Annotated in this window: 13 protein-coding genes; 10 read left to right on the top strand and 3 right to left on the bottom strand. The window is 65.5% G+C overall.

Features of this window, described 5'->3' with window-relative positions; genetic code table 11:
• Nucleotides 1-42 precede the first annotated feature (42 nt).
• The 8 genes from U9J33_RS02790 to U9J33_RS02755 are packed head-to-tail and all read left to right on the top strand — an operon-like array spanning nucleotide 43 to nucleotide 7288.
• Nucleotides 43-690, top strand: a complete 648-nt coding sequence (locus tag U9J33_RS02790; RefSeq protein ID WP_324697714.1) for a hypothetical protein — start codon at nucleotides 43-45, stop codon at nucleotides 688-690.
• A complete protein-coding gene (locus tag U9J33_RS02785) occupies nucleotides 687-1988 on the top strand; it encodes a DUF4350 domain-containing protein (RefSeq protein WP_185998241.1) in 1302 nt (433 codons plus the stop codon). Before U9J33_RS02790 ends, U9J33_RS02785 begins: the two co-directional genes overlap by 4 nt.
• Nucleotides 1985-2959: an AAA family ATPase gene (locus U9J33_RS02780; protein ID WP_054441027.1), complete on the top strand. Its 975-nt coding sequence runs from the start codon at nucleotides 1985-1987 to the stop codon at nucleotides 2957-2959. The genes U9J33_RS02785 and U9J33_RS02780 overlap by 4 nt, the downstream gene beginning before the upstream one ends.
• Nucleotides 2960-2963: 4 nt before the next feature.
• Nucleotides 2964-4301: a DUF58 domain-containing protein gene (locus U9J33_RS02775; RefSeq protein ID WP_324697712.1), complete on the top strand. Its 1338-nt coding sequence runs from the start codon at nucleotides 2964-2966 to the stop codon at nucleotides 4299-4301.
• Nucleotides 4298-5344 carry a stage II sporulation protein M gene (locus U9J33_RS02770; protein ID WP_324697709.1) on the top strand — a complete coding sequence of 349 codons (1047 nt, stop codon included), beginning with the start codon at nucleotides 4298-4300 and terminating at the stop codon, nucleotides 5342-5344. Before U9J33_RS02775 ends, U9J33_RS02770 begins: the two co-directional genes overlap by 4 nt.
• Entirely contained in the window at nucleotides 5341-6312 is a 972-nt protein-coding gene (locus U9J33_RS02765; RefSeq protein ID WP_185998245.1) for an RDD family protein, read from the top strand. The genes U9J33_RS02770 and U9J33_RS02765 overlap by 4 nt, the downstream gene beginning before the upstream one ends.
• Nucleotides 6309-6776 (top strand): GNAT family N-acetyltransferase, encoded by a 468-nt coding sequence (locus tag U9J33_RS02760; protein WP_054441034.1) that lies wholly within the window; start codon nucleotides 6309-6311, stop codon nucleotides 6774-6776. The genes U9J33_RS02765 and U9J33_RS02760 overlap by 4 nt, the downstream gene beginning before the upstream one ends.
• Nucleotides 6776-7288, top strand: a complete 513-nt coding sequence (locus U9J33_RS02755) for a GNAT family N-acetyltransferase (protein WP_324697705.1) — start codon at nucleotides 6776-6778, stop codon at nucleotides 7286-7288. The genes U9J33_RS02760 and U9J33_RS02755 overlap by 1 nt, the downstream gene beginning before the upstream one ends.
• A 13-nt stretch (nucleotides 7289-7301) precedes the next feature.
• Here the strand turns inward: U9J33_RS02755 and U9J33_RS02750 are convergent, their stop codons facing one another.
• Nucleotides 7302-8312, bottom strand: coding sequence for a CorA family divalent cation transporter (locus U9J33_RS02750; protein ID WP_054441038.1), 1011 nt, complete (start codon nucleotides 8310-8312; stop codon nucleotides 7302-7304).
• 170 nt (nucleotides 8313-8482) lie between these two features.
• Between U9J33_RS02750 and ispG the strand changes: the two genes are divergently transcribed.
• Together ispG and U9J33_RS02740 are read left to right on the top strand one after the other, a co-directional pair.
• A complete protein-coding gene (ispG, locus tag U9J33_RS02745; protein WP_054441040.1) occupies nucleotides 8483-9610 on the top strand; it encodes a flavodoxin-dependent (E)-4-hydroxy-3-methylbut-2-enyl-diphosphate synthase in 1128 nt (375 codons plus the stop codon).
• A gap of 367 nt (nucleotides 9611-9977) precedes the next feature.
• Nucleotides 9978-11621: a hypothetical protein gene (locus U9J33_RS02740; RefSeq protein WP_324697702.1), complete on the top strand. Its 1644-nt coding sequence runs from the start codon at nucleotides 9978-9980 to the stop codon at nucleotides 11619-11621.
• Nucleotides 11622-11706: 85 nt separating this feature from the next.
• Here the strand turns inward: U9J33_RS02740 and rpoC are convergent, their stop codons facing one another.
• Nucleotides 11707-16002 carry a DNA-directed RNA polymerase subunit beta' gene (gene rpoC / locus U9J33_RS02735; RefSeq protein ID WP_132469375.1) on the bottom strand — a complete coding sequence of 1432 codons (4296 nt, stop codon included), beginning with the start codon at nucleotides 16000-16002 and terminating at the stop codon, nucleotides 11707-11709.
• Between the two features lie 78 nt (nucleotides 16003-16080).
• Entirely contained in the window at nucleotides 16081-20232 is a 4152-nt protein-coding gene (gene rpoB / locus U9J33_RS02730) for a DNA-directed RNA polymerase subunit beta (RefSeq protein WP_054441046.1), read from the bottom strand.
• Between the last annotated feature and the right edge of the window lie 349 nt (nucleotides 20233-20581).

Genomic DNA, 20581 nt, shown 5'->3' with positions numbered 1-20581 from the left:
CCCCCATGCCAATCATCGCCGGGTATGGCTGGTGGGGGTCAGATGGCGGGTACGACCGCAAGCCGCGACGCGGCGAGCGACTGGGAAGCCGTGCGCAGCGTCGGCGATATCCAGTTCGCGCCGCTTGCCCGGGTCAAGCCTCCCGCAAACCCGCAAATTCCGGACTGGCTGCGCAAGCTGGGCGAAGTGCTGGAAAGCATCTTCGCACCGATCGGCAAGCTGCTCGGCATGTCGTGGCCGGTATTCGAGAAAGTGCTTATCGCCTTGGCGATCGTGCTCGTTCTCTTCGTGCTCTGGCGCATCTTCCGCCCGCTGATCGAAACCTGGCTTAGCCGTCCCGCCGAAGCGCCCGAGGAAAGCTGGGCGCCCGCCGAAGCGGAGGCGCTGGCACTGCTCGGCGATGCCGACCGTCTCGCCGCCGAGGGCCGCTTTGCCGCCGCGGTCCACCTGCTGCTGAAACGCAGCGTCGGCCAGATTCGCGACGCCCGGCCGGATTGGCTGCACCCGGCCACCACCGCTCGCGAAATATCCTCCTTGCCGATGCTCCCGCCAAACGGGCGCGAGACGTTCGCCACCATCGCCGCGCGCGTCGAACGCAGCCGCTTCGCCTTGCGCGATCTCGACCAGGATGACTGGAACGCCGCGCGCGAGGCCTATGCCCGTTTCGCCAAAGTGGAACTGCGCGCATGAGCGGGAAGAACGCCCCCGTAGCCGTAGGCGCCAACCCGTTCTCGCGCTGGGCGGTCCTGGGAATCGTTGTCGTGGGCGCCGCACTCTTCGTCGCCCTTCTGTGGATGATCGCCACCGGCGCGGGCTTCGAATCCGGCAACGACGGAAAGGCCCATGCCGAAGGACGCGGCCTCAACGGCTATGCCGCGCTGGCCGGCTATCTGGACAGACGCGGCTATGCCGTGACGCTCGGCAAGAGCCGTGGCGGTCTCGACAAGCCGGGCCTGCTGGTGCTCACCCCGCCCGCACAGGCCGACGGCAAGGAAATCAACCGGATCGTGGCAGCCCGGCGCTATGTCGGCCCCACTCTCGTCATCACGCCCAAGTGGCTGGCCTTGCCGGCCGACAGCCGCCAGAAAGGCGCGAAGCGCGGTTGGGTGAACCTGCAGGGCATCGCGCCCCCGCGCTGGGAAGGTTTCCTCGACGAACTCTCGGCCCAGGTCTCGCCGATGACAGCGGCGGGCTGGCAGGGGGCAGGCCTTTCCGGCAAATTGCCGCGAACACGGTTCGTCATGTCCGGCGCTGGCACGGGCCTGGTGCGGCTGATCCATGCGGACGAAACACAGACGCTGGCCGGGTTCATGGATGACGGCGGAACCTACCCCCGCCTTGAGGCCATGGCCGAGGACCGCGTGCTCTATTCCGGTGAAGAGGAAGACCTCTATCCGCTGGTGATCGTGTTCGAGCCGGACCTGCTGGACAACTACGGCATGGCCCGCTTCGAAAATGCCCGGCTGGCCGAGGCCCTCGTCGGCGCGATGGAGGTGAAGCCCGGCGATCCGATCACGTTCGACATGACGCTCAACGGCTTCGGTCGTTCACGGAACCTGCTCACGCTGGCCTTCACCCCGCCCTTCCTCGCCGCCACGCTCTGCCTGCTGATGGCCGCGCTGATTCTGGGCTGGCGTGCCTTCCTGCGCTTTGGACCGCCGCTCGCCGCCGAACGGGCGATCGCCTTCGGCAAGCGCGCGCTGGTCGCCAATTCCGCAGGACTGGTGCGCCGCTCGCGCCGCCTGCACCTGATCGGCGCCCCTTACGCGGACCGCAGCCGTGAACGCCTGATGCGCGCCCTCGCCCTTCCCCGCTCGATGCCGGGCGAAGAAGCCGACGCCGCGATCGACCGCGCGCTGGCCTCTCGCAAGGCCGATGCCGAACCCTTTTCCGCGATTTCCGCCCGCCTCCGGCGCGCGCGGAAACCGCACGATCTCGTCAAGGCGGCGCGCGATCTCCACGCGCTCGAAAGGATGCTGACCCGATGACCGATGCCCCCAGTCTCGACCTCGCCGATGTCGCCGCGCTCGCCGGGGATATCCGCGAACAGATCGCCAAGGCGGTGGTCGGGCAGGCCGAAACCGTCGAACACCTGCTGATCGCCCTCCTCGCACGCGGGCACGTGCTGCTGGAAGGCCCTCCGGGAACCGCCAAGACCTTCCTCGCGCAGTGCTTCGCCGCCACGCTGGGGCTGGACTTCGGCCGCATCCAGTTCACCCCGGACCTGATGCCGGGCGATATCCTCGGCTCGAACCTGTTCAATTTCCAGACCAGCCAGTTCACCCTGACGCACGGGCCGATCTTCTGCGACCTGCTGCTCGCGGACGAGATCAACCGCACGCCGCCCAAGACGCAGGCCGCCCTGCTCGAAGCGATGCAGGAGCGCCGCGTCACGCTTGATGGCACCCCCCATGCCCTGCCCGCGCAGTTCATGGTCGTGGCCACGCAGAACCCGATCGAGAACCAGGGCGTCTATCCGCTGCCCGAAGCCCAGCTCGACCGCTTCCTGTTCAAGCTGAACGTGAGCTACCCCAGCTTCGAGGAAGAGCTGCGGATCGTCTCGCGCTTCGGCGAGAATCGCGGTGCGCCCAGTCCGGCCGAATGCGGCGTGGAAGCGGTGGCGAGCACGGCCATCCTCGAAGCCGCCTCGCGCACCGTCGCGGCGGTGACGCTGGCCGACAGCGTGACCGACTATGTCGTGCGGCTCGTTCGCGCCACTCGCGAAAGCCCGGACCTTGCCAGCGGCGCCAGCCCGCGAGCGGCCGTCCTGCTGGCCGGTGCGGCCCGTGCCCGTGCCGCGCTTGACGGGCGGGACTACGTGGTGCCGGACGATGTGAAGGCGCTCGCCACCGCCGTGCTGCGCCACCGCCTCCTGCTCAGCCCCGCCGCCGAGATCGAAGGCAAGCAGGTCGAGGCGCTCGTGGCACAGCTCGTCGAACAGACCGAGGCGCCACGCTGAACCGATGAGCCTGCGCTCCGCCCCTCTCGTCCCGACCGCACGCGCCGCCGTGCTGCTGGCGCTCGCCGCGCCGGTGGCGCTGGTGATCGGCGCGACGCGGCCCGAGGCATGGGTCGTGGCGCCGGCCTTCGGCCTCGCGGTGCTGGTGCTGATCCTGATCGACGGCCTGCTCGCCGGCGGGATGGAAGACCTGCGGATCTCGGCCCCCGGCGATATCGAAGTGGGCAAGGACGCGCACTTCACCGCCGAGGCGGATCTTCCGCGCCGCGCCGCGCGGGCCGAGCTCGCGCTCGAATGCGATCCCCGCCTCGCGCCGGGCGGCCGCGCCGCGTTTCCGCTGGAGCGGCCGGTTCCGGCCGGAAAGGCCCCCTGGAAAGGCACTTTCGCATTCCGCCCTTCGCGGCGCGGCACCGGCCGGATTTCCACGGCCTGGCTGCGCTGGACCGGGCCGCTCGGCCTTGGCGCACGGCAATTCCGGGGCGCGGTCGGCAAGGACGTGCGCGTCTGGCCCAACATCGAGGCCGTGCGCTCGCCCGCCTTGCAGACTTTCCTGAAGGACGCGCAGTTCGGCCTGATCGCCCGCCGCATCCGGGGCGAAGGCACGCAGTTCGAATCGCTGGCGGAATACCAGCCGGGCATGGACCGCCGCCGGATCGACTGGAAAAGCTCGGCCCGTCACGTCCATCTCTATGCCAAGGAGTACGAGACCGAGCGCAACAACCAGATCGTCTTCGCCTTCGATTGCGGGCAGGCGATGTGCGAGCCGATCCAGGGCATGCCCCGGCTCGACCGCGCGGTCTCGGCGGCGCTGGCCGCCGCTTATGTCGCACTGAAGGGCGGAGACCGCGTCTCGCTGTTCGGCTTTGCATCGCGCCCCGAAGTGGCGACGCCCTTCGTTTCTGCCTCGCGCGATTTCCACCGCCTCCAGCGGGCGGCCGCCGGCCTCGAATATCGGTCGGAAGAGCCCAACTTCACGCTCGCGCTGGCGACGCTGGCTTCGCGGCTGCAACGTCGTTCGCTGATCGTGGTATTCTCCGAATTCGCCGATCCCACCAGCGCGCAGCTCATGATCGAATCGATTGGCCGCCTCGTCTCCCGCCATGTCGTGCTGTTCGTGACCATGGCCGATGACGAACTGGAGGCCATCTCCGATGCCCCGCCCGAGGACATGGAAGTGCTGTCGATGGCGGTCTCCGCCGATACCCTGCTGCGCCAGCGCGCGCTGGTCACGCGGCGGCTCCAGCAACTCGGCGTCGATGTGCTCGAGGCGCCCTGGCACACGATCGGCACGCGGCTGATCGACGCCTATCTGGAAATCAAGCGATCGGGAGCGATCGGATGAACGCGGCCACCCTTCTTCCCGACAACGCCATCTTCGCTCTCGAAAGCGCGGCGCTCCGGTCCGACCGCTTCCGGCTGGAGCGCGAGGCCGACTGGCAGCGGCTGGAGGCGATCGTCACCCGCATGGAAAAAGGCCGTTTGCGCCGCCTTTCCGACGAAGACCTGCTGGCGCTGCCCGGCCTTTACCGCACGGTAGCCTCAAGCCTTTCCATCGCGCGCGAAACCTCGCTCGATGCCGCCACGCTGGCTTACCTCGAAGCGCTGGTGCAGCGCGCGTGGTTCGTCGTCTACGGTCCGCGCAGTTCGCTATGGGATTGGCTGCGCGGCTTTCTCGGCGGCGGGTGGAGCGCCGCCGTGCGGGCGATCTGGATCGATGTGCTCGTGGCCCTGGCGGTCATGATCGCGGGCGCGGCCGTGGGCTGGCTGCTCGTCTCGCACGATGCCGACTGGTACCAGATCCTCGTGGGCGACATGGCGGGCAATCGCGTTCCCGGCGCCACGCCGGAAGCGCTTCGACAGACGATCTTCGGCGATACCGACCAGCCGGGGATGAGCGTGTTCGCCGCCCAGCTTTTCAGCAACAACGCACAAGTCTCGATCCTCGCCTTCGCGCTGGGCTTCGCCTTCGGCATACCCTCGCTGCTGCTGCTGGTGCAGAATCTGGCCTCGCTGGGAGCGATGCTGTGGCTCTACAACAGTGCGGGGCTGCTGGTCGACTTCGCCGGATGGCTGGCCATCCACGGCACCACCGAGCTTTTCGCGATCCTGCTGGCGGGCGCCGCGGGCCTGCACATCGGACGCGCCATCGCCTTTCCGGGCAATCGGCCGATCCTCCAGGCCACGGCCGAAGCGGGCCGCCGTGCCGCGCTGGTCATGACCGGCGTGGTGCTGATGCTGATCGTCGCCGCCCTGCTGGAAGGCTTCGCGCGCCAGCTCATCGACCAGACGTTCGGCCGCTTCGTCGTCGGCGGCTTCATGCTGGCGCTGTGGAGCGCCTATTTCTTCGCCTTCCGCGGCAATCGGGGCAAGGTCCGCGCGGCATGAACGCATCCGCGACCCGCACCCGTTTCACGCACCGGCGATCCTCCCGTGAACGCATGCTGGTGACGCCGGAAGGCATAACGGTGCCGGTCACCGTTGCCAGCCGGGGTTCGCGGGCCGGGGCGCTGATCCTCGATCTCGTCATCATCGCCGTACTGATCGCGGCCACGACGGCCGCGCTGATCTTCATTGCCGGCGGCATGACCGCGTTCGACCGCCAGCTCGAATCGAAGAACGCGCTGGGCCATGCCCTGCAGTTCCTGGTGATCGTCTGGATCGTCATCATGTTCCTGTTCCGAAACGCCTATTTCCTGTTTTTCGAGCTGGGTCCGCGCGGGGCAACACCGGGCAAGCGCCTGGCCGGCATGAGGATCGCCGCGCGCGATGGCGGGCGGTTGACCGCGGAAATGGTGATCGCCCGCAACCTGCTGCGCGATATCGAACTGTTCCTGCCGGTGATCTTCATCATGCAGGCCGGGGTGGAAAGCAGCATGGGCTGGTTCGCCGCCGCCGGGTGGTTCGCCCTGTTCCTGCTGTTCCCCCTGTTCAACCGCGACGCCCTGCGCGCCGGGGACGTGATCGCCGGCACCTGGGTTCTCGAACGGCCGCGCCGCAAGCTCGAGGCGGCGCTGTCGGTCGGACTGGAGGCCGCGCCGAACCCTCCCATGGCCCGCGGCGACGAAGACTTTCCTGCCGTTGCCACGCGCCGCGCCTACCGCTTCGAGGACGCGGAACTGGCGGTTTACGGCGAATTCGAGCTTCAGGCACTCGAACGGGTGCTGCGCGAGAATCGCCAGCAGTCGATGGAAAGCGTGTACCAGACGATCGCGCAGAAGATCGGCCGGAACGATGGCTGGAACGACGAGCGCGCCTTCCTCGAAGCCTATTACACCCAGTTGCGCGCCCGACTGGAAGCGGGCATGCGCATGGGCCGCCGCAAGGCTGACAAGTTCTCCGGAGCGCCCGAATGACTCTCCATTTCACCATCGTCGAGGACGACTTGACCGGGCACGAGGTGCTCGGCCTGCTTCAGCTCCATCTCGATGAAATGCACCAGTGGTCGCCGCCCGAAAGCGTGCACGCCATGCCCGCCGAACGCCTGCGCCAGCCGGACGTGACGTTCTTCTCGGCATGGGACGGCGAGCGCCTGGCCGGATGCGGGGCGATCAAGCATCTCGGCGAGGGGCACGGCGAGCTGAAGTCGATGCGCGCCGCGCCCGATTATCGGGGCCGGGGCGCCGGCAAGGCGATCCTGCTGCGCCTTCTCGACGAAGCCCGGGCGCGCGGCTATGCGCGCGTGAGCCTGGAAACCGGGCGCCCCGAACCCTTCCACGCCGCGCACGGCCTCTACCGCGCCAACGGCTTCACCGAATGCGAACCTTTCGGAGGCTACCGCCCCGATCCGTTCTCGATCTGCATGACCAAGGAACTGTGATGAACCTGCGCCCCGCCACCGCCGAGGATGCCGCCGCACTCGCCGATCTCGGCAGGCGCAGCTTCGTGGTGAAGTTCGGGCACATGTACACGCCCGAGGATCTCGCCAATTTCCTCGAGGATTCGCACAGCGAGGCGAAAGTCGCCAAGGAAATCGCCGATCCCGGGATGCGTATCATGCTGGCGGTCGAGGAAGACCGGCTACTGGGCTATTGCAAGATGGTGCTGGACTGCGGCTGGCCCGAACATGCGCGCGGCGGCGCGGTCATCGAACTCAAGCAGCTCTATACCGATCCCGAGGCCACCGGGCAGGGCATCGGCGCCAGCCTGATGGACTGGGCGCTCGACCTCGCGCGGGAACGCGCCGCTGACGAAGTGCAGCTCTCCGTATGGAGCGGCAACGAGGGCGCGCAGAAGTTCTATGCCCGCTACGGCTTCGGCAAGGTTGCCGACATCCACTTCATGGTCGGCGAGCAGCGCGACGAGGAATTCCTGTTCGCCCGCATGATGTGAGGGCCGGCGCGCTTCAAAGCCACTTGAGCCGGCGCGCCACCATGATCTCCGCCGCAAAGATGCACAGGCACATCAGGACGATGATCCAGAACCCGTGAGAGCCCGGCGCGGCCAGCGGAATGTCCCCCACGTTGATGCCCAGCAGCCCGGTGATGAAGCTGAGCGGCAGGAAGATTCCGGCCACGATCGTCAGCAGGTACTGCGTCTTCTGCGTATTGGCGGCGGCACGGGCGCGGATATCGTCCTGCAGGACCACGGCGCTTTCCTTGCTGATGTCGAGATCGTCGAGATGGCGGCGCAGCCGGGCGATGGTCTCGGCGATCTCGCGCCGGTCGTGCTCCTCGAACCAGGCAGGCGCGCTGTTGGCGATGCTGGTCAGTGCCTCGTGCTGGGGGGACATGTGCCGCTTGAGCGCCAGGCAGTTGCGGCGAACCGCCACGATCTTGTCCAGCATCTCCCCGGTATCGTTGCCGATCGTCTCGTCTTCCAGTTCGTCGATCATGTCGTTCATGTCGATGATCGAGTGGCTCATGCGGTCGATCATGTGCTCGGTCAGCGCGGTGACGAGCGCGCCGGCATCGTTCGGCCCCATCCCGCTGTCGATCTCGTTGCAGACGATGCGCGGGGTCTGGAGCGGCAGGCGGCGCAGGGTGACGACGCGGACGCCATCGCTCCAGAGCTGCATGGAGACCATGTCCTCCGGCTCCGCGCCCGGATTGAAGTTGATGCCGCGCAAGGTGGCGACCAGCGAATGGCCCTCGCGGAACGCACGCGGCCGGGTGGCGTCGCTGGTGAGCAGTTCGGCGGTCGGCTCGGTCAGTTCCAGCCAGTCTTCCAGCCATTCCTGCACGCCCAGGTGCGTGCGCAGCAGGTGAATCCACAGCACCGGTTCGGCGGCAGTGGGATGCCAGCGCTGCACTTCGTCCCAGTCGATCGGCCGGCCTCCGCCTTCGCCATCGAGCACGCGGCCGAACAGCAGGGGCAGGTGCGCGCCGCTGTCATCGTTCAGGACTTCTTCCTTCATGCCGGCCCTGATGCCCGAAATCCCTGGGCCGCAAAAGGCCCTGGCGATATCCGCCGCGAAACCGGTGGCAAGCCCATCTGCCCCCGGTCCTGCATCGAAAGCCGAAAGGCTTATCGCCGCCCGCGCAATCGTGCTTCAAACCACGCCCGCAAGCGCCTATAGGGGGCGCCATGTCTTCCATACGTCCCTGGCGCGATATCGAACGCCGCAAGAGCCGCCAGATCATGGTCGGCAATGTACCCGTCGGCGGCGATGCCCCGATCACGGTGCAGACCATGACCAACACCCTGACCTCCGACGCCGGGGCGACGATCGACCAGATCCGCCGCTGCGAGGATGCCGGGGCCGATCTCATCCGCGTCTCCTGCCCCGATGTGGAAAGCACGGCAGCGATGCGCGAAATCGTGCGAGCGTCCCGCGTTCCGCTGATCGCGGACATCCATTTCCACTACAAGCGCGCCCTTGAAGCGGCAGATGCCGGCGCCGCGTGCCTGCGCATCAACCCCGGCAACATCGGCTCGTCCGACCGCGTGGCCGAAGTGGTGCGTGCCGCCAAGGCCAACGGCTGCGCGATCCGCATCGGCGTGAATGCGGGCAGCCTCGAAAAGGACCTGCTGGAAAAATACGGCGAGCCCTGCCCCGAAGCGCTGGTCGAATCGGCGCTCGACCATATCAAGCTGCTTCAGGACCACGATTTCCACGAGTACAAGGTGGCGGTGAAGGCCAGCGACGTGTTCCTCGCCGTGGCCGCCTATCAAGGGCTTGCAGACGCGGTGGACTGCCCCCTGCACCTTGGCATCACCGAGGCGGGCGGGCTGATCGGCGGCACCGTGAAATCCTCGATCGGCATGGGCATGCTGCTCTGGTCCGGGATTGGCGACACCCTGCGCGTCTCACTCTCAGCCGAGCCGGAAGAGGAAGTCCGCGTCGGCTTCGAGATGCTCAAGGCGCTGGGCCTGCGCACGCGCGGCGTGCGCGTCGTCTCCTGCCCGTCGTGCGCCCGCCAGGGGTTCGACGTGATCCGCACGGTGGAGGCGCTGGAAGACCGCCTCCAGCACATCAAGACGCCGATCTCACTGTCCGTGCTCGGCTGCGTGGTGAACGGCCCGGGCGAAGCGCGCGAGACCGACATCGGCCTCACCGGCGGCGGCAACGGCAAGCACATGGTCTATCTCTCGGGCGTGACCGACCACGTCGTGCAGTCCGAGGAAATGCTCGACCACATCGTGAGGCTGGTGGAAGCCAAGGCTGCCGAGATCGAAGCCGCCAACGCGGCCGAGGCTCAGGCGGCGGAGTAAGCCCGCATTGTCGCGCTCCCAAGGGGCGCGACAACCTGCATCAACGGTGCCGGATCAGGCGCCCAGCCCCGAGAACCCGGACCAGACCACGAAAGTGGCCATGGCAATGATCGAGGCCATGACGGCCGGGACGAGTTTCGATTCGGGGCTGCTCATAACCTGTACATGCCTTGCCAAAGTGCTTTGCCTGAGCGGGATGGCGCCTTTCTAGCGGCGCCGGCGCGGCGGGGCCATGTCGCAGGTCGGACGGATTCCGCGCCCCGTCGAACACAGCGCCCCGCTCTGCGTCCGCGCGCGCCTTCTTGCGTCTTGCCGTATCCCCAGCCCCAGCGTTATCCAGTGGCCGCGACTACAAAAGGGGGAAATCTTGAAATCAAAGGCTTCGGCAGCCCTGCTGCTGGCGACCGCGCTCGTCTGCACGACGAGCGCAACGGCTCAAACGGCGCTCGATGCGGGCAGCATCGCACCGCCGGCTCCGACGATCAACGACACCAGGGACAAGGGACCTGCCGATCCGCTGTCCGTCCTTCCCGAGGACGTGAAGAAATACGGCTCGCTCTATCTGCGGTGCGACGGCCAACCCAACAACATCACCGGCGCGGAAAGCTTTGCGCGGCTTCTGGGCGCGGTCACGCTACTGGCCCTGTTCGCCCCTCCGCCCGAGGCTGGCAATCCCTCGAAGCGGCTGCTTGCCGAACGCGGCGTGGCGGCCTGCAGCAAGCTGCTCGACGATCCCAAAGAGGAAACCAACGGCCTGCGCCGCCTGCCGCTGATCCTCGCCCGGGCAGTCCACCAGTTCGAAGCCAAGGACTACAAGGCGGCGCTTGCCGATGTCGCCAAGGCGCGGGGAGAGGCGCAGGCGCTGGGGCTGATCGGCAATTCCTACTTCGACCGTTCGATGGGGCTTTCCTTCAACCTCCTCGAATCCCAGGCCCTGCTGCGCCTGGGTCAACCTGCCGAGGCCCGTCAGGTCAGCCTGCGCAACGCGCTGGCCATGCCTTACAGCTTCTACGCCGGCATTTCGACGCGGCCCTATAGCTCCTTCCAGCGCAGCATGAGCACCGAGGAAGAGCAGTACTATCGCAACATGAGCCGGATTTCCGGCGTTTTCGGCGTGGCCCTGGCTGACCGTCTCGACGAAGTGGGACGCTTCTCCGAAGCTGCCGTGCTGCGCGACGAGACGATCGGCTTCCTCACGGAACTCGACGGCGATACACAGCGTTCCTGGCCACTCGCCAACGCCGCCATCTCCCATGCACTGGCCGGAAACTGGGCATTGGCGGCCGAACGGGCGAAGAAGGCCCGCGAAAACATGGACGCCCTGATAGCCAAGGGAAAACCGGAGGAGAACCAGTCGGCCATCGTCGAGCGTCTCGACCTCTACGATATCCTGCTGCTCGCCCATGACGGCAAGGTCGACGACGCCCGCCGCAATTTCGCAGCCCGCTCGCAATGGCTCTCGCCCAGCTTCGGCGCCCTTCTGGCCACCAATGCCATGCTCAGGAAGGATGCAAAGCCCGAACAGCTCTTCGGATCGCTGGCCCAGACTCCCGAGCAGATCTGGGCCCTGCGAGAGAAGAACGAGATGGCCAAGCTGCTCGAAACGGACGGCAACAACCGGACGCTGTTCACCTACATCCTGCCTTACGCGCAGATCAAGGACTACGAGCGCCTCAGCAAGGACGTCTGGAACGCGCAGAAATCGAAACTGATCGCCAAGGAGCCGATCAGGAATTCGAAGTTCTACGTGGTCAATATCTGGTCCGATGCGATGACCCAGCCCGAAGCCTTGCTGCTCCACAGCGCGCTTCTGGCCAAGGCCAGGGGGTTCAGCGGCTTCATCTACCTCTCCCTGCCCAACCGTCCGCAAAGCGGCATCGTCCGCTTCGGCAATCCCGGCGATGCGGGGATGATGTCCGGCAGCTATCTCGATGCCGATGCCGTCATCGCCGACTTGCGCAAGGTCATTCCCTCGCCCGAGGAACTGGCGGCGCGGCGCAAGACCGCCTGACCCCGGACAGACGGACCAGCAAAAAGCCCCGCCGGAGCGATCCGGCGGGGCTTTTAGTTTGCCTGTGTGGCGGGAGGGGAGAGGCTTACGCCTCGCCGCCCTCCTCGTCGCCCTTGATCAGGTAATCGCCGGCATCGGCGTCCAGACCATGGGTTTCACCTTCGACCGCGGCGAGAGGATCGTTGCCGATCGCAGCTTCCGGGCCCTGGGCCAGTTCGGCTGCATGCTCTTCTTCCGCCGTGTTGGCGGCGATCAGGGCTTCCTGCATGCGGCGGTAGGACGCACGCAGCGCGAGGTCGCGGCTGGTAGCCGCCACGCGGACGCGGTTCATGCCGGCACCGGTACCCGCCGGGATGAGGCGGCCGACGATGACGTTTTCCTTGAGGCCGATGAGCGAGTCCTTCTTGCCCTCGACAGCCGCCTGCGTGAGCACGCGGGTGGTCTCCTGGAACGACGCCGCCGAGATGAACGAGCGGGTCTGGAGCGACGCCTTGGTGATGCCGAGAAGCACCGGCTTGCCTTCCGCGGGCATCTTGCCCTCGGGAAGCTTGCTGTTGATCTCGAACATTTCCTCGTAGTCGACCTGTTCGCCCGGCAACAGGGTGGTGTCGCCACCGGCCGTGATCTCGACCTTCTGCAGCATCTGACGAACGATCGTTTCGATGTGCTTGTCGTTGATCTTCACGCCCTGCAAGCGGTAGACTTCCTGGATTTCCGCAACGAGATATTCTGCCAGAGCCTCGACGCCGAGGACTTCCAGAATGTCGTGCGGATCGGGCGAACCGGAGATCAGGTTGTCGCCCTTCTTCACGAAGTCGCCTTCCTGAACGTCGATCACGCGGCTCTTCGGGATCAGGTACTCGATCGGTTCACCCTCTTCCGGGATGATCGCGATCTTGCGCTTGGCCTTGTAGTCACGCACGAACTCGATGCGGCCCGACACCTTGGCGATGATCGAGTTGTCCTTCGGCTTGCGGGCCTCGAACAGTTCGGCAACGCGCGGCAGACCGCCGGTGATGTCGCGGGTCTTGGCGGCTTCGCGCGAAGCACGGGCGATGATGTCGCCGGCTTCGACGGTCTGGCCGTCCTCGACCGAGAGGGTGGTGCCCGGCGCCATCATGTAGCGCGCGGTTTCACCCGACGAATCGTCCAGAAGAGTGATGCGCGGACGCAGGTCTTCCTTCTTCTTCGCGGTGCGCGACGAACGGTCTTCGGTGACGACGCGGCTGGTCATGCCGGTTGCATCGTCGACGTGCTCGGTCAGGGTGCGGGTATCCAGGAGGTCCTGATACTTCACCACGCCCGAGGTTTCGGTGATGATCGGCAGCGAGAACGGATCCCACTCTGCCAGGCGTTCGCCTTCCTTCACCGAAGCGCCGTTGGTGTGGAGCAGCACCGTACCGTAAGGCACGCGGTGCATGGCGCGCTCGCGGCCTTCGCTGTCATAGACCACGATTTCGCCGTTACGGGCGAGCGACAGGCGACGACCGCGCTTGTCGACGATCGTCGGGATATCGCGATACTCGACCTTACCGTCGCACATCGATTCCAGGTGGCTGGTTTCGTTGAGCTGGGCGGCGCCGCCGATGTGGAAGGTACGCATGGTGAGCTGCGTGCCCGGTTCACCGATCGACTGCGCGGCGATGACGCCGACAGCTTCACCGATGTTGACCGGAGTACCACGCGCCAGGTCACGGCCGTAGCACTTGCCGCAGACGCCCTGCTGGGCTTCGCAGACCAGCGGCGAACGGATGCGGGCAGCCTGCAGGCCGGTCGCCTCGATCGCAGCCACTGCGGCTTCGTCGAGGAGCTGGCCCTTGGCGGCAACGACATTGCCTTCCTTGTCGACGATGTCCTCGGCCAGGGTACGGCCCAGGATACGCTCGGCGAGCGAGGCGATGGTGGAACCGCCCTGCACGATCGAACGCATTTCCAGCGCGCGCTCGGTACCGCAATCCTCGATCACGACGACGCAGTCCTGCGACACGTCGACCAGACGGCGGGTCAGGTAACCCGAGTTCGCCGTCTTCAGTGCCGTGTCGGCCAGGCCCTTACGGGCGCCGTGGGTCGAGTTGAAGTATTCAAGAACGGTCAGACCTTCCTTGAAGTTCGAGATGATCGGCGTTTCGATGATCTCGCCCGACGGCTTGGCCATGAGGCCGCGCATACCGCCAAGCTGCTTCATCTGCGCCGGGCTACCACGCGCACCGGAGTGGCTCATCATGTAGATCGAGTTGATCTGGGCCATGCGGCCCGTTTCGGGATCGATCGGCTGGGCCTTCAGCTCTTCCATCATGGCGTTCGCCACCTGGTCGCCGCAACGGCTCCAGGCGTCGATCACCTTGTTGTACTTTTCCTGCTGGGTGATGAGGCCGTCCTGGTACTGCTGCTCGTAATCGGCGACCAGTTCCTTGGTCTCGCCCACGAGCGCTTCCTTCGAATCCGGGATGATCATGTCATCCTTGCCGAAGGAGATGCCCGCCTTGAACGCGTTGCGGAAGCCGAGCGACATGATCGCGTCGGCAAACAGCACCGTGTCCTTCTGGCCGGTGTGACGGTAGACCTGATCGATGACGTCACCGATTTCCTTCTTGGTCAGAAGGCGGTTGACGACGTCGAAGGGCACCGTGTGCGACTTCGGCAGGCATTCGCCCAGCAGCATGCGGCCCGGAGTGGTCTCGAAGCGCTTCATGTACTGACCGCCGTTCTCGTCGGTCTGCGGCACGCGGGCCTCGATCTTCGAGTGCAGCGTCACGGCGCCGACGTGAAGTGCCTGATGCACTTCGGCCATGTCCGCGAACTTCATGCCTTCGCCCGGCTCGCCGGTGCGGTCCATCGACAGGTAGTACAGACCGAGAACCATGTCCTGCGAAGGAACGATGATCGGCTTGCCGTTCGCCGGCGACAGGATGTTGTTGGTGGACATCATCAGCACGCGCGCTTCAAGCTGGGCTTCCAGCGAGAGCGGCACGTGGACGGCCATCTGGTCACCGTCGAAGTCGGCGTTGAAGGCCGAGCAGACGAGCGGGTGCAGCTGGATCGCCTTGCCTTCGATCAGCACGGGCTCGAAGGCCTGAATGCCGAGACGGTGAAGCGTGGGCGCGCGGTTCAGCATGACCGGGTGCTCGCGAATGACTTCGTCGAGGATGTCCCAGACTTCCTTGCGCTCCTTCTCGACCCACTTCTTGGCCTGCTTCAGGGTCATCGAAAGACCCTTGGCATCCAGACGGGCGTAGATGAACGGCTTGAACAGCTCGAGCGCCATCTTCTTGGGCAGGCCGCACTGGTGCAGCTTGAGTTCCGGACCGGTCACGATGACCGAACGGCCCGAATAGTCGACGCGCTTGCCGAGAAGGTTCTGACGGAAGCGGCCCTGCTTGCCCTTGAGCATGTCGGACAGCGACTTCAGCGGACGCTTGTTGGCGCCGGTGATGACGCGGCCGCGGCGGCCGTTGTCGAACAGGGCGTCAACGGCTTCCTGGAGCATGCGCTTTTCGTTGCGGACGATGATGTCCGGCGCGCGCAGCTCGATCAGGCGCTTCAGGCGGTTGTTGCGGTTGATGACGCGGCGATAGAGGTCGTTGAGGTCCGACGTCGCGAAGCGGCCGCCGTCCAGCGGCACCAGCGGACGCAGTTCCGGCGGGATGACCGGCACGACCTCAAGGATCATCCACTCGGGACGGTTGCCCGAATCGATGAACGATTCCACGACCTTGAGGCGCTTGATGATCTTCTTGGGCTTGAGTTCCGACTTGGTCGTCTCAAGTTCCTGGAGAAGGTCCGCACGCTCTTGCTCGAGGTCGAGGTTGATGAGCATGTGCTTCACCGCCTCGGCGCCGATACCGGCCGAGAAGGCGTCTTCGCCATACTCGTCCTGCGCGTCGAGCATCTCGTCTTCGGTGAGGAGCTGGTACTTCTCGAGCGGGGTCAGGCCCGGCTCGATGACGATGTAGCTCTCGAAGTAGAGGACGCGCTCAAGCTGCTTGAGCTGCATGTCGAGCAGCAGGCCGATGCGCGACGGCAGCGACTTGAGGAACCAGATGTGCGCAACCGGCGCGGCCAGTTCGATGTGGCCCATGCGCTCGCGGCGCACCTTGGTCACGGTGACTTCGACGCCGCACTTTTCGCAGACGACGCCCTTGTACTTCATGCGCTTGTACTTGCCGCAAAGGCATTCGTAGTCCTTCACGGGACCGAAGATGCGGGCGCAGAAGAGGCCGTCACGCTCAGGCTTGAACGTACGGTAGTTGATGGTTTCCGGCTTCTTGATTTCGCCGAAGGACCAGGAGCGGATGCGCTCGGGGCTCGCCAGACCGATCTGGATCTGGTCGAACGTCTCGGGCTTCGCCATCTGGTTCGTGAACTTGGACAGGTCGTTCATAGTTTCAGTCCCTCTGGAGGGTAAATTCTCTGGGCGCGGGGCAGGCAGGGCGGAGCGCGAAGGCTCCGCCCGATCCCGTTATTCCGCCGCGATCGCCACGCCGTCGTCGTCGGTATCGATCGACGAGAGTTCGACGTTGAGACCCAGCGAGCGCATTTCCTTGACGAGCACGTTGAAGCTCTCGGGAATGCCGGCCTCGAAGGTGTCGTCGCCCTTGACGATCGCTTCGTAGACCTTGGTGCGGCCGACAACGTCGTCCGACTTAACCGTGAGCATTTCCTGCAGAGTGTACGCCGCGCCGTAGGCCTGGAGAGCCCAGACCTCCATTTCACCGAAGCGCTGGCCACCGAACTGCGCCTTACCGCCCAGCGGCTGCTGGGTGACGAGCGAGTAGGGGCCGATCGAACGCGCGTGGATCTTGTCGTCGACAAGGTGGTGCAGCTTGAGCACGTACTTGCAGCCGACAGTGACCTTGCGGTCGAAGCGGTCGCCGGTGCGGCCGTCGTACAGGTCCACCTGGCCCGACTCGTCGAGACCGGCGAGACGCAGCATGTCGGTGACATCCTTCTCGACCGCGCCGTCGAACACCGGCGAACCCATCGGCACGCCCAGACGGACGGCACCGGCGAACTCGACGATCTGCTCGTCAGTGCGCGCGTCGATCTCCGCGGTGTAGTTGTCGCCGTAGACTTCCTTGAGCAGCTCGCGAACCGCTTCGGGCGGCTGGCCGGCTTCCGGGTTCGGATTGGCTGCACGCCAATCGTCCAGAGCCGCGCCGATGCGCTTGCCGAGGCCGCGGGCGGCCCAGCCAAGGTGCGTCTCGAAGATCTGACCGACATTCATGCGCGAAGGCACGCCCAGCGGGTTCAGCACGAAGTCGACAGGCGTACCGTCCTCGAGGAAGGGCATGTCTTCCAGCGGCAGGATGCGGCTGATGATACCCTTGTTACCGTGACGGCCGGCCATCTTGTCGCCCGGCTGAAGCTTGCGCTTCACGGCCACGAAGACCTTGACCATCTTGAGCACGCCGGGCGCGAGTTCGTCACCGCGTTCCAGCTTCTCCTTGCGGTCCTCGAACTTCTCCTGGATCGCCTTGACGGTGAGGTCGTACTGGGTCTTCACCGCTTCGAGCTGCGACTGCATGTGATCGTCCGCAACCGCGAACTTCCACCATTCGTGACGCTCGACCTCGTCCAGCACCTCGTCGGTGATGTCCACGCCCTTCTTGATGCCCTTGGGCGCCGAAGCGGCGACCTGGCCGAGGAGCATGTCCTTCAGACGGTTGTAGGTGGCGCGGTTGAGGATCGCACGTTCGTCCTCGCGGTCCTTGGCGAGGCGTTCGATTTCCTCGTTCTGGATCGCGCGGGTACGGTCGTCGACCTCGATGCCGTGGCGGTTGAAGACGCGCACGTCGACGATCGTTCCCGAAACGCCCGGCGGCAGACGCAGCGAGGTGTCGCGGACGTCCGAAGCCTTTTCACCGAAGATGGCGCGCAGGAGCTTTTCTTCCGGCGTCATCGGGCTTTCGCCCTTCGGCGTGATCTTGCCGACCAGGATGTCACCCGGGTGCACTTCGGCGCCGATGTAGACGATGCCCGCTTCGTCGAGGTTGCGCAGGGCTTCCTCGCCGACGTTCGGGATGTCGCGGGTGATGTCTTCCGGACCCAGCTTGGTGTCGCGGGCCATGACCTCGAACTCGTCGATGTGGATCGAGGTGAAGACGTCTTCCTTCACGATCCGCTCGGAGATGAGGATGGAGTCTTCGTAGTTGTAGCCGTTCCAGGGCATGAACGCGACGAGCACGTTGCGGCCCAGCGCCAGTTCGCCGAACTCGGTCGACGGACCGTCGGCGATGGTATCGCCGGCCTGGACCACTTCGCCCACCTTCACCAGCGGACGCTGGTTGATGCAGGTCGACTGGTTCGAGCGTTCGAACTTCTGCAGGCGGTAGATGTCGACGCCCGACTTGCCGGGTTCGATATCGCCCGAGGCGCGGATGACGATACGGGTGGCATCGACCTGGTCGACGATACCGGCGCGCAGCGCCGAGATCGCGGCGCCCGAATCGCGCGCCACCGTCTCTTCCATGCCGGTGCCGACGAACGGAGCGTCCGCCTTCACGAGCGGCACGGCCTGACGCTGCATGTTCGAGCCCATGAGTGCGCGGTTGGCGTCGTCGTTTTCCAGGAACGGAATGAGCGAGGCGGCCACCGAGACGAGCTGCTTGGGCGAAACGTCCATCAGCGTGATCTGATCGCGCGGGCTCATCACGAATTCGCCGTTCTGGCGAGCCGAGACGAGTTCCTCGACGAAGGAGCCGTCCGCGTTCAGTCCGGCCGAAGCCTGCGCGACGGTGTGCTTCTGCTCTTCCATGGCCGAGAGGTAGACGACCTCGCCCGACACATGACCGTCCACCACGCGGCGATACGGCGTTTCGATGAAGCCGTACTTGTTGACGCGGGCGAAGGTCGAGAGCGAGTTGATCAGACCGATGTTCGGGCCTTCCGGCGTTTCAATCGGGCAGATACGACCATAGTGGGTCGGGTGAACGTCGCGGACTTCGAAGCCGGCGCGCTCACGGGTAAGACCACCCGGGCCCAAGGCCGAAACGCGGCGCTTGTGGGTGACTTCCGACAGCGGGTTGGTCTGGTCCATGAACTGCGAGAGCTGCGAGGAACCGAAGAACTCGCGAACGGCGGCCACGGCGGGCTTGGCGTTGATGAGGTCGTTCGGCATGACCGTCGACACGTCGACCGACGACATGCGCTCCTTCACGGCGCGCTCCATGCGGAGCAGGCCGACGCGGTACTGGTTTTCCAGCAGCTCGCCCACCGAACGCACGCGGCGGTTGCCGAGGTTGTCGATGTCGTCGATTTCGCCCTTGCCGTCCTTGAGGCCGACCAGTTCCTTCACGACCGCGAGAATGTCGTCGGTGCGCAGGGTGGTGACGGTATCCTCGACTTCGAGGCCGAGACGCATGTTCAGCTTGACGCGACCCACGGCCGAGAGGTCGTAGCGATCGGCGTCGAAGAACAGGCCGGCGAAGAGAGCTTCGGCGGTTTCCTTCGTCGGCGGTTCGCCCGGACGCATGACCTTGTAGATCGCTTCCAGACCCATGTCGCGGTTTTCGGCCTTGTCGGCCTTCATCGTGTTGCGGATCCAGGGACCGGTGTTCACGTCGTCGATGTCGAGCAGGTCGATCTGGTCGATGCCCGCGCGGTCGAGCGCTTCGAGGTTCTCCGGCGACACTTCGTCACCGGCCTCGATGTAGATGCGTCCGGTCGACTCGTCGATCAGATCCTTGGCCGAATAGCGGCCGAAGATTTCCTCGGTCGGGATGAGGAGTTCCTCAAGACCGTCCTTCTGCGCCTTGTTGGCGGCACGCGGGCTGATCTTCTGGCCGGCCGCGAACACGACTTCACCCGACTTGGCGTCGACGATGTCGAAGGCGGGCTTGGCGCCGCGCCATGCTTCGGGCTGGTAAGGCAGCTGCCAGCCGCCCGAGCCACGCTTCCAGGTCACGGTCTGGTAGAAATAGTCGAGGATCTGCTCGCTATCGAGGCCGAGGCTGTAAAGCAGCGCGGTGACCGGCAGCTTGCGCTTGCGGTCGATACGCACGTTCACGATGTCCTTGGCGTCGAACTCGAAGTCGAGCCACGAACCACGGTAGGGGATCACGCGGGCAGCGAAGAGGAACTTGCCCGAGGAGTGGGTCTTGCCGCGGTCATGGTCGAAAAGGACGCCCGGCGAACGGTGCATCTGCGAGACGATGACGCGCTCGGTGCCGTTGATGAAGAAGGTGCCGTTTTCCGTCATCAGGGGCATGTCGCCCATGTAGACGTCCTGCTCCTTGATATCGAGGACCGAGCGGGTCTCGGTCTCGGCGTCCACTTCGAACACGATGAGGCGCAGAGTGACCTTCATCGGGGCCGCATAAGTGATGCCGCGCTGGCGGCACTCGGTCACGTCGTACTTCGGCTCTTCCAGCTCGTAGTGGACGAAGTCGAGTTCGCTGGTGCCGGCGAAGTCGCGGATCGGGAAGACCGAACGCAGGGTCTTCTCGAGGCCCGAGACGTAGCCCGTCGCCGGGTTCGAGCGCAGGAACTGTTCGTAGCTCTCGCGCTGGACCTCGATGAGGTTCGGCATCTGGACGACTTCGTGGATGTCGCCAAAGATCTTGCGGATCCGCTTCTTGACGGAGCGGCGGTTATCGACGGGCTTGGTGGCCATGACCTGGTCTTTGCCTCTTCGCTTCTGAGGGCCGATTCGAAAGGACCGGCCCGAGTAATTTCGTCTTCGCGAGGACGTCTTGTCCGCTTATCCGAAACACCAAAAGGCCGCACGGCACGCGCGGAAACCCTGAGGTTTTACCGATGCGGCCAGCAGCCTTCTGCGTCAGATGAACTCGTTCCGCTTCCTTCCCGGGCATGTCCCCGCGCATGGACATGCCTTGCTCGAAGCGATCGAGCGAGGGCGTCATATAGGAGTGCGGGACCATGGTGTCAAACCCCGCCTCGCCCCGAAAACAGATGACGAGCCGACAAGGCCATTGCCGCAACCAATCAAGGCAGCGGCGACA

Source organism: Novosphingobium sp. RL4 (assembly GCF_035658495.1).
In the GTDB taxonomy this organism is placed as follows: Bacteria; Pseudomonadota; Alphaproteobacteria; order Sphingomonadales; family Sphingomonadaceae; genus Novosphingobium.
The sequence above is the reverse complement of the archived record's forward strand: the minus strand, read 5'-3'. Positions and strand labels throughout refer to the sequence as shown.

Bases quoted from the DNA above. Each gene is read 5' to 3' on its own strand.
- U9J33_RS02785 (WP_185998241.1), top strand. From the start codon at position 687: ATGAGCGGGAAGAACGCCCCCGTAGCCGTAGGCGCCAACCCGTTCTCG.
- ispG (WP_054441040.1), top strand. From the start codon at position 8,483: ATGTCTTCCATACGTCCCTGGCGCGATATCGAACGCCGCAAGAGCCGC.
- U9J33_RS02775 (WP_324697712.1), top strand. From the start codon at position 2,964: ATGAGCCTGCGCTCCGCCCCTCTCGTCCCGACCGCACGCGCCGCCGTG.
- U9J33_RS02770 (WP_324697709.1), top strand. From the start codon at position 4,298: ATGAACGCGGCCACCCTTCTTCCCGACAACGCCATCTTCGCTCTCGAA.
- U9J33_RS02760 (WP_054441034.1), top strand. From the start codon at position 6,309: ATGACTCTCCATTTCACCATCGTCGAGGACGACTTGACCGGGCACGAG.
- U9J33_RS02790 (WP_324697714.1), top strand. From the start codon at position 43: ATGGCGGGTACGACCGCAAGCCGCGACGCGGCGAGCGACTGGGAAGCC.
- U9J33_RS02750 (WP_054441038.1), bottom strand. From the start codon at position 8,312: ATGAAGGAAGAAGTCCTGAACGATGACAGCGGCGCGCACCTGCCCCTG.
- U9J33_RS02765 (WP_185998245.1), top strand. From the start codon at position 5,341: ATGAACGCATCCGCGACCCGCACCCGTTTCACGCACCGGCGATCCTCC.
- rpoB (WP_054441046.1), bottom strand. From the start codon at position 20,232: ATGGCCACCAAGCCCGTCGATAACCGCCGCTCCGTCAAGAAGCGGATC.
- U9J33_RS02755 (WP_324697705.1), top strand. From the start codon at position 6,776: ATGAACCTGCGCCCCGCCACCGCCGAGGATGCCGCCGCACTCGCCGAT.
- rpoC (WP_132469375.1), bottom strand. From the start codon at position 16,002: ATGAACGACCTGTCCAAGTTCACGAACCAGATGGCGAAGCCCGAGACG.
- U9J33_RS02780 (WP_054441027.1), top strand. From the start codon at position 1,985: ATGACCGATGCCCCCAGTCTCGACCTCGCCGATGTCGCCGCGCTCGCC.